The sequence below is a fragment of the Streptococcus parasanguinis genome (assembly GCF_015557775.1).
GTDB classification, from domain to species: Bacteria; Bacillota; Bacilli; order Lactobacillales; family Streptococcaceae; genus Streptococcus; species Streptococcus parasanguinis_AA.
In genome coordinates this window covers 54835-70317 of sequence record NZ_JADNOY010000001.1, presented here as the reverse complement: position 1 = coordinate 70317, position 15483 = coordinate 54835, and the positions used below count along the sequence as shown (strand labels likewise).

The 15483-nt window shown below is 41.4% G+C and carries 13 protein-coding genes and 1 pseudogene; 4 read left to right on the top strand and 10 right to left on the bottom strand.

Going from position 1 to position 15483, the window contains the following annotated elements; translation table 11 throughout:
• Positions 1–40 precede the first annotated feature (40 nt).
• Positions 41–184 (top strand): annotated as a pseudogene (locus tag I2F76_RS00435) (2-hydroxycarboxylate transporter family protein); the annotation flags it as partial.
• A gap of 55 nt (positions 185–239) precedes the next feature.
• On the opposite strand, the gene I2F76_RS00430 reads toward I2F76_RS00435, so the two are convergent.
• From I2F76_RS00430 to I2F76_RS00390, 9 genes are all read right to left on the bottom strand, one after another.
• The gene (locus tag I2F76_RS00430) at positions 240–1694 is read right to left on the bottom strand and encodes a glycoside hydrolase family 32 protein (protein WP_195487009.1); all 1455 of its coding nucleotides are present in this window, start codon (positions 1692–1694) and stop codon (positions 240–242) included.
• Between the two features lie 9 nt (positions 1695–1703).
• Positions 1704–2549: a carbohydrate ABC transporter permease gene (locus tag I2F76_RS00425; RefSeq protein ID WP_161800641.1), complete on the bottom strand. Its 846-nt coding sequence runs from the start codon at positions 2547–2549 to the stop codon at positions 1704–1706.
• A 1-nt stretch (position 2550) separates the two neighbouring features.
• Positions 2551–3453: a carbohydrate ABC transporter permease gene (locus I2F76_RS00420; protein ID WP_014712989.1), complete on the bottom strand. Its 903-nt coding sequence runs from the start codon at positions 3451–3453 to the stop codon at positions 2551–2553.
• An 85-nt stretch (positions 3454–3538) separates the two neighbouring features.
• On the bottom strand, positions 3539–4852 hold the full coding sequence (locus I2F76_RS00415; RefSeq protein WP_041826251.1) for an ABC transporter substrate-binding protein: 1314 nt from the start codon (positions 4850–4852) through the stop codon (positions 3539–3541).
• Between the two features lie 131 nt (positions 4853–4983).
• Positions 4984–5979, bottom strand: a complete 996-nt coding sequence (locus tag I2F76_RS00410; protein ID WP_049486564.1) for a LacI family DNA-binding transcriptional regulator — start codon at positions 5977–5979, stop codon at positions 4984–4986.
• A 26-nt stretch (positions 5980–6005) separates the two neighbouring features.
• Entirely contained in the window at positions 6006–6884 is an 879-nt protein-coding gene (locus tag I2F76_RS00405) for an NAD(P)H-hydrate dehydratase (protein ID WP_195487008.1), read from the bottom strand.
• A gap of 52 nt (positions 6885–6936) precedes the next feature.
• On the bottom strand, positions 6937–7710 hold the full coding sequence (locus I2F76_RS00400; protein WP_049487481.1) for an HAD-IIB family hydrolase: 774 nt from the start codon (positions 7708–7710) through the stop codon (positions 6937–6939).
• Positions 7711–7723: 13 nt separating this feature from the next.
• A complete protein-coding gene (locus I2F76_RS00395) occupies positions 7724–8578 on the bottom strand; it encodes a bifunctional methylenetetrahydrofolate dehydrogenase/methenyltetrahydrofolate cyclohydrolase (RefSeq protein WP_049522594.1) in 855 nt (284 codons plus the stop codon).
• 165 nt (positions 8579–8743) lie between these two features.
• Positions 8744–8974, bottom strand: a complete 231-nt coding sequence (locus tag I2F76_RS00390) for a DUF1797 family protein (protein ID WP_003005989.1) — start codon at positions 8972–8974, stop codon at positions 8744–8746.
• A gap of 248 nt (positions 8975–9222) precedes the next feature.
• On the opposite strand from I2F76_RS00390, the gene I2F76_RS00385 reads away from it, so the two are divergent.
• The 3 genes from I2F76_RS00385 to I2F76_RS00375 all read left to right on the top strand — a co-directional run bounded on the left by I2F76_RS00385 (position 9223) and on the right by I2F76_RS00375 (position 12411).
• Positions 9223–11481 carry an ATP-dependent Clp protease ATP-binding subunit gene (locus I2F76_RS00385; RefSeq protein WP_195487007.1) on the top strand — a complete coding sequence of 753 codons (2259 nt, stop codon included), beginning with the start codon at positions 9223–9225 and terminating at the stop codon, positions 11479–11481.
• A 110-nt stretch (positions 11482–11591) separates the two neighbouring features.
• Complete coding sequence (locus tag I2F76_RS00380) at positions 11592–12041, top strand: NUDIX hydrolase (protein WP_155168827.1); 450 nt, start codon at positions 11592–11594, stop codon at positions 12039–12041.
• Positions 12042–12108: 67 nt separating this feature from the next.
• Entirely contained in the window at positions 12109–12411 is a 303-nt protein-coding gene (locus I2F76_RS00375; protein WP_155168825.1) for a DUF1827 family protein, read from the top strand.
• Between the two features lie 99 nt (positions 12412–12510).
• Here the strand turns inward: I2F76_RS00375 and ileS are convergent, their stop codons facing one another.
• Complete coding sequence (gene ileS / locus I2F76_RS00370; protein WP_195487006.1) at positions 12511–15303, bottom strand: isoleucine--tRNA ligase; 2793 nt, start codon at positions 15301–15303, stop codon at positions 12511–12513.
• Positions 15304–15483: the final 180 nt, after the last annotated feature.

Here is a 15483-nt window from a genome sequence, read left to right as displayed (position 1 = left end):
TCAATAAAGGAGCTAAGAAGTGTTTGGAGTTCCCTTCATTAACTCTATGGGAGGAACCGGAAATATCGCCGTTCTCTCTGCATCTGATCGCATGGAAATGATCGCCTTCGCCCAAATGGCCAACCGACTGAGCGGGGCTATCATCCTCATTCTGGGAGGGCTCCTCGCTTCCATTCTCTCCTAAAACAAAAAGACAAGTCACAAGACTTGTCTTTTTTTCTTTAGGAGGCTTTTGTATCCTATTTTTGATAGGTTTTTACGACCCAATTGACCCCTTCATCTGCTGTGAGAGTATAGACGGGATTCTCAGTCGTTTCATAAAAGGTCATCGAGAGAGTTTTACCATCCACAAATACTTCAATTGAGTTGGTATCGCGAATGATCGAAAAATGATGATCCTTTTCAGCATTTAACTGAATCCATCTCGATTGAAATACTGGATTTTCTTTTCCAGAAATGGGGTGCCCAAATTGGTCTCGACTTAAGCTAAAGCGTTTTTGAGAGGCGTCGTAAACCAATTGCAAGACACTATCAGGATCGGTTTCATCGCCATATCCAAGGATAAAGGAGCGACCCGGTTTGGCATCTAGCTCAAACAGGGTTTGTTTCCCTCTAGCTGGGATCGTGATCTGATTGCCCTGGACAATGGTTTCAGACGCATGCTCTACAAGAAAGTGTTCGTTCACTGACTCAGGTAACTCCTGAACCAATCGTCCGTCTTTCAGAGACAATTTTCTTGGAAGAGTCATACTACCTGCCCACCCATGAGCTAAATCATGACTGGGGATAGACCGGTGCCACATTTGCATCCAGGCAACCATGTATCGTTCGCCATTTGGTCCTTGACAAGTTTGAGGGGCATAGAAATCCAAACCACCATCCAATTCATCATAGGAATCGACACGAAAGTGCCCCGTTTCCCAATTCATATCACCGATAAAGGCAACTGTCGAATTTAAATTCCAGTATTTTTCTTGCTGCCTTTCCATTTCAATGGGAGACAGGATCAAGACCCATTTGCCATCTAAAGGAAAGAAATCGGGACACTCCCACATAATCCCTTGCCCTTTTTCACCTTCTAAAAGAACTGATGTAAAGGTCCAATCTACTAGATTACTTGATGCAAATAGGAGAATTTGACCTCTGTCATCTGGCGTCTTAGAAGCAACGACAGCGTAATAGTTTCCTTGGTATTCAAATACTTTAGGATCACGAAAATCTGCAATATCTGCGATCCCCTCAATATGTTGAGCATGGATCACTGGATTAGTAGGCAACTTTTCAAAGGTAATGCCATCTGTCGACACCGCAAGACACTGCGTCTCTTCTCGCTTTTCCTCATCGTCTACATGACCCGTATACAGCAAATAGAGCTTGTCATCTTTCACAATAGCACTACCCGAGAAGCAGCCATCCTTATCATAGCTTTCACTTGGCGCTAAAGCTACTGGCAGTTCTTCCCAATGGAGAAGATCTTTTGATTTGGCATGCCCCCAATGCATGGGACCCCAAACACTATCATAGGGATAGAATTGGTAAAACAAATGGTATTCCCCAAGGAAATAAACAAAGCCATTTGGATCGTTCATCCAGCCGATTGGAGGTAGCAAATGAAATGCTCCTCTATATTGCTGGTTAACCTTTACCCTGTTTTCATCGATATACTGATTTGCTTTTCGAATGCTTTCCTTCATACTGATCACCTACTTAATACCTGTACCAGATCCACCTAGACCTTGAATAATATATTTTTGTGCTACGATATATACTAGAATAAGTGGAATCGTAGAAATTGTCAAAACAGCCATTACTTGATTGATATAAACTGGTTGAGTTGTATTAATGGTTGTAATCGCCACCTGCATTGAAAATTTTGACGAATCGGTTAAAACCATCAACGGCCAGATATAATCATTCCAACTAGAAATAAAGGAAAGAACACCAACTGTTGCAACCGCCGGTTTCGACATAGGCAACATAATCTTGAAAAAGATCCGTAAGATACTTGCACCATCTATTTTTGCAGATTCGATAATTTCTTCTGGAATGGCAATAAAGAAGTTTCGGAAAAGATAAATATTAAAGACACTAGCTAATCCAGGGATAATAACCGCTAAACGATTATTGACTAAGCCAAGTGAATTAATAATTGTAAATTGAGGAATCAACACTGTTTCCATCGGAATGATTAACAATGCCAATAAAAAGCCAAACAGAATTTTTTTACCTGTAAAATTAATTTTTGCAAATGCAAATCCCGCTAAGGCGTTTACTATAATAGACCCAAGTGCAAATGTTCCTGCATAAAAAATACTGTTCCCTAGATATGTTAGAATACTAAAACGGGCAAGAACTTCTTGGTAAGGTTTAAACCAATCAGCTGGATTAAAACTAGGTAAGAATGCTTTCCAACTTGTTAAATTCTTATACACATCTGCTTCTGGCTTCATTGCTGAAACCACCATCCAGATCATAGGAAATAGAAAGAGGCCTGCTAATAGAATTAATAAAACATATTCTAAAATAGTAGTCGGTTTTAAACGTTTCATCCTAATCATCCTCCTTCAAAACTCGCCGTTGTACAAGACTAATCATACCAATCAATGTTGTAAATACTAAGGCAATCGAACTTGAGTAACCAACAAGACGGTCAGTGAAACCTTGTTGATAAATGTAATATACCATAGTGATTGTTGAGTTCAATGGACCACCTTGAGTCATAACCATTGGTTGTACAATCAATTTAAATGCTGAAATCAATGTTGTCAAGAGTACAAACAAGGCAGTTGGTTTCAATAAAGGCATCGTGATATATCTAAATTGAGCCCATTTTGAAAATCCATCCAACTCTGCCGCCTCATAAATATCTTGTGGAATATTTTGCATTCCTCCAAGGAATAACAACATTTGATAACCTGCACCCTGCCATGCAGAAACAAATACAATAGCATACATGGCTTGTTTTGGACTTGTCAAGAATGGTTGTGAAGAAATACCAATTTTATTCAGTAGAGCATTGAGCAAACCATTATTTGGATTTAACAAGTATAACCAGAGGATAGAAATAACGACAAGAGACATCACAACAGGAGCAAAAAATGCTACCTTAAAGAACATATTTCCTTTACGTTTCTTATTAACAATTAAGGCCATCCCGAGAGCCGCACCAAGTTGCACTGGAATAATCCAAACTACAAATTTCAAGGTATTCAAGAAGCTTTTTATAAAGATTGGATCTTGTGCTAAGCGCATAAAATTTTGTAGTCCTACAAATTTTCTATCCTCAGGCGTTAATAGGTAATAATCTGTAAAGGCATAATAGATCACCATACCAACAGGTATCACTAAAAAGATGAAAAGTAATATTAAAGCTGGAGCTAAAAAGCTATAGCCCATAATATTTTCTTTAAGGCGTTCTTTCTTTTTTGTTTCGACTTTATTTTTTTCGCTCATTGTTCGTCTCCTAAGATGAAACTATTAAATAAAATAAGGTGGAAGGTACATTCCATAACTTACCTTCCACCTTTTTGAATGTCAACTATTTATTTAAAGATTGGTCGATTGCTGTTTGCATTTCTTTCGCACGAGCATCTAATACCTTTTGTACATCTGGATTATCTTTATAATAGCTGATATCTTGCATTGCTTGTTGGAAAGCGCGTGAAACTTGTGGATAAGCTACTACAACTGGACGAGCATGAGCCGTTTTAGCATTTTGTTCCATCAAGAAACGCATTGGCTCAGATACTTTGTCCTTAATATTTTTAATTGTTGATTTTCTGATTGGAAGAACACTGTTACCTAAGCTTAGAATTTCACTAGATTCAGTATTTGTAGCAAACTTAACAAATTCAGCGGCTGCTTCTTTTTTATCAGATTTTGTTGTAACGGCTAATTGCCAACTACCTGAAGGTGATACCAATTTCTTCGTTTTATCTGAAACTGGATAAGGAAGAATACCAAAATCAATATCTTTGTAATTTGTTTGTAGGTCTGCAATCGTCCAAGAACCGCTCAGAACCATAGGATATTCACCGGTTTCAAAACCTTTTTCAACAGGACTAACTGTCGTATATCCATCCTTCACAAGATCTTGAATAAATTGAACAGCTTCAACACTTTCCTTGCTATTGAAGTAGCCTTCCGCTTTTGTTCCTTTAGAATTCACAACAGATCCACCATTTGACCAAATAAGAGGCATGTAAGCATATGGCAACATCTCATCGTTTGAATTCAAACGGAAATCAATCGCTGGTTTGTTAAAATGATCTTTTAATTTCTTAGCAATGGCATTAAACTCAGACCATGTCCATGGTTTTTCTAGGGTTGGTAAACTAGCTTCGTCAATCCCTGCTTCTTTAAACATTTTCTTATTATAGTAAACACCTACATTGGATTCTGAATAACCAAATGCATAAAATTTACCATCATAAGTTCCCTGTTGTTTAATACTGTCCAGTACATCATCCATATTATCGTCTTTTAGATAATCATCCAAAGGAGCAATCACTTTTGATTTTGCATAGGCTGCAGTATTAGGACCATCTAGTGTAATGACATCTGGTAAACTATTTGTCGTAACAGCGGCATTAACCTTATCTTCATATCCACCACCACTACCGCTACGTGGAATAAATTCTGTCACAACCTTATATTTCGTTTTCTTTGATTTATTGAAATTATCAACAACTTGTTGCCAAGCTTTTCCCTCAGCTGTTTCATCTGAGAACTGAACCCAGACTTTAATCTCATTTGAAGAACTTGCAGTTTTGGATTTTGATCCCCCACCACATCCTGCAAGCAATCCTAATGATAGTGCTGCAACTACAGATAACTTAATACCTTTACGCATAGCGTCCTCCTTTTTGAAACGTTTCATTTTTTGGTTATATTTTTAAATCAAGCTAAAATAGTTGAGTTTTTTGAAACGTTTCATTTTATAGCTAAATTATAACAGCGCTTTCATAATTTGTCAAGCACTTTTTATAATTTTTTTGTAGTGTTCCCTTCAAAGAAATGTACGGGCAAACTAATCACATTCTTTTCTATTTTTTCTTGTCGAATCAATTTGAGTAATAAATCTACTGCCGCTTGGGCCATCTGAGCTATTTCTTGAACAATGGTCGAAAGTAAGTACGGTTGATCAAAAGCAGGTCTTAAGCCATCAAAACCAATAATTTGATAGTCCTCTAGAGGAGTTTTTCCCATCTCCGTCAAAACTTTTATAACACGTAGAGCCATAAAATCATTTACTGTAAAAATCCCATCAATCTGAGGATGAGCTTCGAAAAAAGACTTAATTTGTCTTTCTGCTTGATCTAACGGTTCTGGCATTTCAAGACTACAGATTTTTGTATTTTGCCGTTTAGCTTCATCTTTAAACCCCCTTCCGCGTTCCGTTGTTTCATTCAAATGTTTGTTCACACCACTAATGTAAGCTAAATTTTGGCAACCTCGTTTGACTAACTCTCGGCAAGCCAGTTGACCACCATGATAATTTTCAGAGGTTACGTAATAGACATTTTCAGAAAAATGACGGTCAATACTAACAAAAGGTAAATTAGAGGAGATATACTTATCGATATCTGAATAGGTGATCCCAATGATCCCATCTACCTTATTTTTTTCAAGTAATTTTATGTACTCTATCTCGTTTTGAGCATCTTTATCTGCATTACAAATCAATAATTTACATTGATTTTTCAACAATTCCTTTTCTACATGATATGCAAACTCAGAAAAGAATGGATGCCAAATGGTTGGAATAAGTAAAGCGATAATATTACTACGATTCGTTTTTAATCCTCTCGCATATTCATCTGGCACATAAGAAAGTTTTTCAATCGCTTGTTGAACTTTTTTTAATGTCACCTCTTTAATGCCTTTTTCGTTATTGATGACACGAGAAACGGTCCCAACACTAACCCCAGCTTCTGCTGCAACATCTTTCATCGTAATCGATTTTTTTTGCTCATTCATTTTCTCACCTCCTTTCATCCATACTATCATGAAAACGTTTCATTTTCAACATTTTCGTTTGAATTGTCACTCCACTTCTTCATCCATTTGGGGATTTCTTGGCTGATGGTCGTCGGTAGAACCACATAGGCCTCCTTGCTCAAGTCTTCTGCAATGGCTGAATGAAGGTAGGTCGCAACCACCACGCGCTCATAGAGACTGACCTGTGGAAATTGACCCGCAAACCCTGCGATCATCCCTGCCAAGGTATCCCCCATTCCACCTGTGGCTTGATAGGGACCACCAACATCTAGCTGATAGCCCTCTTCTTGCCCACTTGTCCAAATGCGGGTATGAGGCCCTTTTTCTACAATGACAGTCCCTTGAGGAAAGTTCTGTACTGCTCTTCGACTCTTGTCTTCAGTCTGGCTTGCTAGATCAAGTCCTGACAGTTTTTCCCATTCTTTTTGATGAGGGGTAAAGACCAACTGAGCCTCTGGCAGGTCAAACTGAGAGGCTGCAAAAAGACTAATAGCTCCGCCATCTAAGATCAAGACCTGCTGGCTAGAGACTTGTTCAAAAATCATGTGCAAGATTGCTTGGTTTTCTGTTGCTTCCTTTAAGCCCGGTCCTACAAGAATCACGCTGGCTTTTTGGAGCTGCTCACAAAGGAGTTCGTGATCTGCCAAATCAAAGCCCATGGCCTCAGGAAGATGGCTATGAAGGGCCGTCAGATTATCTGGATCTGTTGCGACAGTGACCAGCCCCGCACCACTATGAACCGCAGCAAGCGCCGCCATAATGATGGCTCCCCCATAGGGGTAAGTCCCCCCAATCAAGAGCAGGCGACCAAAATCGCCCTTATAAGATCTTGCCTCTCGCTTTGCAATGACACGCTGGATCTCTTCTTTCTGAACTGTTCTCATACCTTCCTCATTTCTAACGAAAAAGGAGAAGCTACGACTCCCCCTCCTTCTTTTATTTTCCTCTGAATTCTGCGAAGACTTGCAAGATCTTAGCAGCCACAGCTTGTGGTTGATTTTGTTTGGCTACCAATTGATCATCCGCATAAGGCTGAAGGGCTGGAAAATCACCAATCTGAACTGCATAAAGAGCTTTTTCAAAGAGCTCGATATCATTTTGATCATTGCCAAAAGCCACGAAATTCTCTCCACAGAGTTCTTCTACTGTTGTCGCTTTATGCGTGTCTGCTGGATTGAGATAGATGCATTTTTCATGCGCATGATAGCGGATATGGGCCTTATCTGTCTTTTCGATCCGCTCGATGATCTCATCCACGAGCTCCTCATGGCCACCCATATAGATCACGACCTTAATCGGATCTGTCAGCTCCTCTAATGAACGATACTGGGCTTTCTTGAGGGGATCTACATTAGCAACAAAAGGAATCTTTTCCAAAATCTGTCCGCTATAATCAAAGGTATCATCCACAAAAAATGGTAGATTGTAATGGCGGCAAAAGCCAAGGACTTCCCGATACACATCCTTGTCCAATTGTTCCTCATATACCAATTGCCCCTGGCGATAGGCCAATCCACCATTTAAGCCTATCACGAGTTGCTGACTCAATGGGTCCCCTAAAAGACCCAAGCAGTCCCGGTAAGAACGTGCAGAAGCAAAGGCAACTTCATGGCCAAATTCTTCTGCTCTCAATAAGACCTGTTTGATTTCATCATCGATTGTGACACCATCGAATGACAGGGTTCCATCTAAATCAAATACAAACTTCATCTTGTTCACACTTTCATTTTTTTAAGGCACGAACAGCTGCTTCGTAGGTCTGCTCCATCAGCATGGTGACGGTCATAGGCCCAACCCCTCCTGGTACCGGGGTAATATGACTGGCCAAAGGTGCAACAGAGTCAAAATCGACATCCCCACACAATTTGCCATTCTCATCGCGATTCATTCCGACGTCAATAACAACGGCGCCTTCTTTCACGAAGTCTGCTGTTACAAATTTGGCACGACCGATCGCAACAACCAAGATATCTGCTCTTCTAGCAATTTTAGGCAGATGATGGGTCCGGGAATGGGTCAAGGTTACCGTCGCATTTTTGGCGAGGAGCAACTGCGCCATTGGTTTTCCAACGATATTGGAACGACCAATCACGACTGCTCGCTTCCCTTCTAGATCAATCCCGTACTCTTTGAACATCTCCATGATACCAGCTGGAGTCGATGGCACCATAATCGGATTTCCAGCCCACAAGCGTCCCATATTCAATGGATGAAAGCCATCCACATCTTTTGTCGGATCAATGGCTAAAAGGACTGCATCCGCATCGATATGCTTAGGCAGTGGCAACTGCACTAAGATTCCATGCCAAAGGGGATCTTGATTGTAGTGTTCGATCACTTCTAATAATTCAGCTTGGCTGATGCTTTCAGGAAGTCGTCTCACTTCACTCCGAAAGCCTGCCGCAATAGCAGAACGCTCTTTATTTCTTACATAGATTTTGCTGGCTGGATTATCTCCTACCACGATGACAACGAGACCAGGCACAACCCCTGTCTCTTCTTTTAATCGTGCTGTTTTCTTCGCAATCTCACCCTGTAATTTTGTAGCGAGCGCCTTCCCATCAATGAGTGTCGTCATATCAATTCTCTTTCTAGTCAAGTAATGAAAATAGTCCTCTCTATTATAGCAGATTTCCACTCTCAAACCTAACTGTTCCTAATTAGAATTTCTTATAGACGAAAACTATAGCCAGATGGACAAAAAATGAGCTTGAGACCACCCCAAACTCATCCACACAGCTGCTTAGTAAAGCAATTCATAAATTTCCATTGCAATTAAATCAATGCTATCAAATGTATAGGTTTCACGCGCTTCAACATCACGAAGTGTAAAGGTTGAACCTTCTTCTTCATTGTGGTTGTAGGCTACTTCAGCGACAACAACACCGTCACGTTCAAAATTACGTTTCAAGTTTCCACCGTCTTTTGTCATCGTCTCCAAACGGTTGATAATCCGTACTAAATGTGATTCCATTTTATTTCTCCTCTTTACTTTCTACTCTCCTATTTTATCATAAAAGAGAAAGCTCTTCCAATAAAAATTCACATTTTTCCATTGATTTGCTCTCTTCTTCAATCCTTAGCGACATTCCGTAGTAAATTCTTGCAAACTTCTAGAATACTGATATAATGAAACTATAAATCTTTGACTATTTTTGACCTTTTAAAAATAGGCTCGTCTCTTGATGGGAAACCATCAAAAACCTACTGTGAGGTATGTATATGCTTTGTCAAAATTGTAAAATAAATGAATCAACCATCCATTTATATACAAATGTAAATGGACGTCAGCAGCAAGTAGACCTCTGTCAAAATTGCTATAAAATTATGAAAACAGACCCAAATAACAGCTTCTTGAAAGGCATGACCCAACGGAGCCAACTCACTGGAGATCCTTTTGAAGATTTCTTCAATAACCTTGGAAACTTCCAAAGTCCGCAAGAACCTCAAACCCCTCCAACTCAATCCGGAGGCAGTTATGGAGGTGGTGGCTACGGCCAAAACAATAACCGTGGTGGTGGTCAAGACCCTCGTCAAGCACGCCCTCAAAAGCCAAAAGGACTGTTAGAAGAGTTCGGCATCAATGTCACAGAAATTGCCCGCAAAGGGGATATTGACCCTGTCATTGGCCGTGACGAGGAGATTATCCGTGTCATCGAAATCCTCAACCGTCGAACCAAGAACAATCCGGTTCTGATTGGAGAACCTGGGGTCGGAAAAACTGCCGTTGTGGAAGGCCTGGCTCAAAAAATCGTCGATGGCGACGTTCCTCATAAATTGCAAGGAAAAGAAGTCATCCGCCTAGACGTCGTGAGCCTCGTTCAGGGAACAGGCATCCGTGGTCAATTCGAAGAACGCATGCAAAAATTAATGGATGAAATTCGTCAACGCGAAGATGTTATTCTGTTCATCGACGAAATCCATGAAATTGTTGGCGCAGGATCAGCTGGTGAGGGTAATATGGACGCTGGAAATATCCTCAAACCAGCCTTAGCGCGCGGAGAACTCCAATTAGTCGGTGCTACTACCCTCAATGAATACCGTATCATTGAAAAAGATGCAGCTTTGGAACGTCGGATGCAGCCCGTTAAGGTCGATGAACCAACGGTTGAAGAAACCATCACCATCCTCAAGGGCATCCAGAAAAAATACGAAGACTACCACCACGTCCACTATACAGACGGGGCTATCGAAGCGGCAGCTATTCTTTCAAACCGCTACATCCAAGATCGCTTCCTGCCAGACAAGGCCGTTGATTTGTTGGATGAAGCGGGGTCTAAGATGAATCTGACCCTAAACTTTGTGGATCCAAAAGTGATCGACCAGCGCTTGATTGAAGCTGAAAACCTCAAAGCTCAAGCGACCCGCGAAGAAGACTTTGAAAAAGCAGCCTACTTCCGCGACCAAATCGCGAAATACAAGGAAATGCAAGGTCAACATGTCACCGATCAGGAAACCCCTGTCATCAGCGAAAAAACGATTGAACACATCGTTGAACAAAAGACCAATATTCCTGTTGGTGATTTGAAAGAAAAAGAACAGTCTCAATTGATCAATCTGGCTTCTGATTTGAAAGCTCATGTGATTGGTCAAGACGATGCCGTAGATAAAATCGCGAAAGCCATTCGACGCAATCGTGTCGGCTTAGGATCGCCTAACCGTCCAATCGGAAGCTTCCTCTTTGTCGGACCAACTGGTGTCGGAAAGACCGAACTGTCTAAACAATTAGCGATCGAGCTCTTTGGCTCTGCAGACAATATGATCCGCTTTGACATGAGCGAATACATGGAAAAACATAGCGTAGCGAAACTAGTCGGAGCTCCTCCGGGCTATGTTGGCTACGATGAAGCTGGACAACTAACGGAAAAGGTTCGTCGCAATCCTTACTCCCTCGTGTTGTTGGATGAAGTGGAAAAAGCCCATCCAGATGTCATGCACATGTTCTTGCAAGTTTTAGATGATGGCCGTTTGACAGATGGTCAAGGCCGTACCGTCAGCTTTAAAGATACCATTATCATCATGACCTCTAATGCTGGAACCGGCAAGGCTGAGGCCAATGTTGGTTTTGGAGCTGCTCGCGAAGGTCGAACCAACTCTGTACTTGGAGAACTCGGGAACTTCTTTAGCCCTGAATTCATGAACCGTTTTGATGGCATCATTGAATTCCAACCTCTATCAAAAGAAAACCTGCTTCAAATCGTTACCCTCATGCTCGATGAAGTCAATCAACGTCTCGCACAAAATGAGATTCATCTGGACGTCACAGAGAAGGTGAAAGAAAAATTGGTCGATCTGGGATACGATCCAAAAATGGGGGCCCGCCCACTCCGTCGTACCATCCAAGACTATATCGAAGATGCTATTACTGATTATTACCTGGAACATCCAAGTGAAAAACAACTCAAAGCCGTCATGACCAGCAATGGGAAAATCTCTATCAAGTCTGCTCACAAACCAGTTGAACAGACTTCAGAATCATAATCAGTAAATGTACATTCAGAGACTGGAAAATCCAGTCTCTTTCTTTTTTTCCTCCAGATTTTTGCTAAAAAATATGATATAATGATGAAAAAATAAGAAAAGAGAAAACCATGACCATTCCAAGTTTTGGTGAAAAGAAACAAGATGTTGCGTATGTGAACCGATACGGTGTCTACGCTGTTATTCCCAATAAGGATCAGGATCAGATCATCCTCGTTCAAGCTCCAAATGGGGCTTGGTTCTTACCTGGCGGGGAAATCGAGGCGGGTGAAGATCACTTGCAAGCTCTGAAACGGGAACTGATCGAAGAATTAGGCTTTACTGCTATTTTAGGGCGATACTATGGCCAAGCAGACGAGTATTTTTATTCTAGCCACCGGGATACCTACTACTACAATCCTGCCTATATTTATGAAGTCGTCGACTACACAGAAACTCAAAAACCACTGGAAGATTTTAACAATCTCTCTTGGTTCCCAGTAGAGGAAGCGATTGAAAAACTGAAACGAGGCAGCCATAAATGGGGCATTGAACAGTGGAAAATTGCCCATAAAAACTAAAGGACTTCTTTCACAAAATAAAAAAAAGTGCTATAATAAATGAAGATAGAGGTCAGGAGGAACTCATATGAAGCTCATTAATACCACCAATAGTCATGCTACCTTGGTTAAAAATCAACTTGCTAGTACTGACGCCTTGCTTGTCGAGGTTTATTCCGCGGGCAATACTGATGTTATTTTTACACAAGCCCCAACCCACTACGAATTGTTGATCAGCAACAAACACCGAGCTATTCGTGAAACTGAAGTAGAATTAATTCGTGAGTTCTTTTTAAAACGTAAGATTGATCTTCAAAACATTGACCAATCCGCTATTAAAACCCTCTACTCTGATAAACTAATTGAAATTTCCTTTCCAATTACTAAGTAAGGCCAATTTGCCTTACTTTTTTCTTTCCCTAATACATAAATCTCTACACTATTCTAGCTATTAAAAGAAGTTCCTTTATGGAACTTCTTTTAATGGCTTTTATTTAGCTTCAAATCCTTCTGCGACTGCGTCTGCAAAGTTCTCTTCGACGATGCTTGCACAGTGATCACAGATGGTTGCGTGGTAGTGGCGTTCAGTCGTTGTTGGATCGATGCGACGGCAACGGTCACAAACTTCACCAGCTGCACGTTCAACCGTGAAGGCTACATCTTCAAAGGCCACTGCATCTTCTGGAGCTGGTCCTTCTGCGATGGTCAACTCGGAAACAATCAAGAGTTGAGCAACATTGCTATCAACAGCTCCAAGAAGTGTTTTCACGACTTCGTTTGGATAAACTGTCAAGTGAGCTTCAAGTGATTTACCAATCACTTTTTCATTCCGCGCTTCTTCCAAGGCTTTTTGCGCTTGACCACGGAAGTCCATGAAGGCTGACCAAGTATCCAAGATTTCTTCCTGGTTGGCAAAAGTCTGATCTTCTGGTAATTCTGACAATTGAACAAAATCTTCGGCTTCAAACTCAAGATAGGACCAGATTTCTTCCGCAGTGTGAGGAAGAATTGGCGTCAAGAGTTTCGTGATTTTCACAAGGATATCATAGAAGACTGTTTGCATTTGACGGCGTTCGAGGGATTTAGCTCCTTCGATGTAAACAACATCCTTGGCAAAATCCAGGTAGAAGGCTGACAAGTCAACGTTGATAAAGTTAACAAGCGCCTTGTAGATCGTCAAGAACTCAAAGTCTTCATAAGCATCACGAATGGTCTTGACAAGCTGGTTAAAGCGAATGGTCATGTACTTGTCAACTGAACGAAGCTCGTCGTAAGCAACTGTATCCTCAGCAGGGTTAAAGTCAGAAGTGTTGGCAATCAAGAAACGAAGAGTATTCCGGATCTTACGGTAAGTCTCAGACACTTGGCTCAAGATATCCATTGAGATACGCACGTCATTACTTGAGTCTACACTGGTTACCCAGAGACGCAAGATTTCAGCACCAAATTGCTTTTCAACATCACTTGGAGCAATGGTATTTCCAAGAGATTTAGACATCTTCTCACCTTTACCATCCAAAGCGAAACCTTGAGATAAGATTTGTTTGTATGGTGCAACACCATGGTTCGCCACAGATGTGATAAGAGATGAGTTGAACCAACCACGGTATTGGTCTGAACCTTCAAGGTAAAGATCAGCTGGGTATTTGAGTTCTGGACGATTAACCACAACCCCATTCCATGATGAACCTGAGTCAAACCAGACGTCCATGATATCTGTTTCTTTTGTAAATTCGCCATTCGGTGAACCTGGATGCGTAAATCCTTCTGGCAAGAGGTCTTTCGCTTCACGTTGCCACCAGATAATAGAACCATGCTCTTCAAAGAGTTGAGCCACATGTTCGATGGTTTCAGCTGTCATGATTGGTGTTCCGTCTTCTGCATAGAAGATTGGAAGAGGCACACCCCAGGCACGTTGACGAGAGATGACCCAGTCACCACGGTCACGAATCATGTTGTAAAGACGCACTTTCCCCCATTCTGAGTGGAATTTCACTTTTTCAATTTCGTCCAAGATATCTTGACGGAATTTTGATACAGAAGCGAACCACTGTGGAACTGCACGCCAGATGATTGGTTTTTTCGTCCGCCAGTCAAATGGGTAGGAGTGAGAGATTTCTTCTTGAGCAAGAAGCAAATCACCAAGTTTTTCGATAACTGTTGGAACAACCTTGTCATAGAACTGACCAGCAAAGTCAGGGCCAGCATTTTCCATCATGATTCCGCGTTCGTTAACAGTAACAGCAACTTCGAGGCCATTGGCAATCCCTACATTGTAGTCATCCTCACCAAAACCAGGAGCGGTATGGACGATACCAGTACCTGAATCAAGGGTTACATGCTCACCAAGGATCACCAATTCATCCACTTCAGGATCCCATGGGTGTTCTGTAACGATATGGTTCAATTCTTTTCCTTGGTAAGTCGCAAGGACTTCAGCATTTTCCCAACCGAATTTTTCAGAAAGGCTTGGCAAGAGCTCAGATGCTACGACATACTTGCGGTCAGATCCAGCAGGTTTCACTACGACATAATCAAACTCTGCACCTACCGTCAATCCACGAGAAGCTGTAACCGTAAATGGAGTTGTTGTCCAGACAACGATGTAGGTATCTGTATCTAGGACACCCTTACCATCTTTAACTTTGTTCGCATAGTAAAGAGACGTTGAAACCAAATCATGGTATTCAATCTCTGCTTCAGCAAGGGCTGATTCAGAAGACCAAGACCAGTAAACTGGCTTAGCCCCACGGTAGATATAGCCTTTATTGGCCATTTCACCAAAGACACGGATTTGTGCTGCTTCATAGTCAGGCGTCAAGGTTACATAAGGGTGATCCCAATCACCTGAAACACCCAAACGTTTGAAGTCTTCGCGTTGTTTATCTACTTGAGAAAGAGCGTATTCACGGCAGAGTTTCAAGTACTCAACCAAGTCCATTTCTTTACGTTTGACACCTTGTTTAGCCAAGACTTGCTCAATTGGTAGACCATGGGTATCCCAACCTGGAATATAAGGGGCGTAAAAGCCTGACATAGACTTAGAACGAACAATGATATCTTTTGAGATCTTGTTCATGGCATGCCCTACGTGAATATTTCCGTTGGCATAGGGAGGGCCATCATGAAGGGTAAAATGCGGTTTTCCTTCATTCAACTCTTGACGGCGTTGATACAATTTTGCATCTTCCCATTCTTTTTGCCAAACTGGTTCCTTCGTTGGAAGCCCAGCCCGCATTGCAAAAGCTGTTTTCCCAAGATTCAATGTTTCTTTGAGTTTCATTATGTCTCCTTATTGATTTAAAAGCTATAAAAAAAACACGAGCATCCTAAAAAGGACGATTGCTCGTGGTACCACCTTTGTTCGAGAAGTCGCAAGCGACCTTCTCCTCTCATCCCGTAACGAGGGAAACGTCCGTTCTTACTCAAGGGTTCAGAACGAATACTGTAAAAGGATCATCCA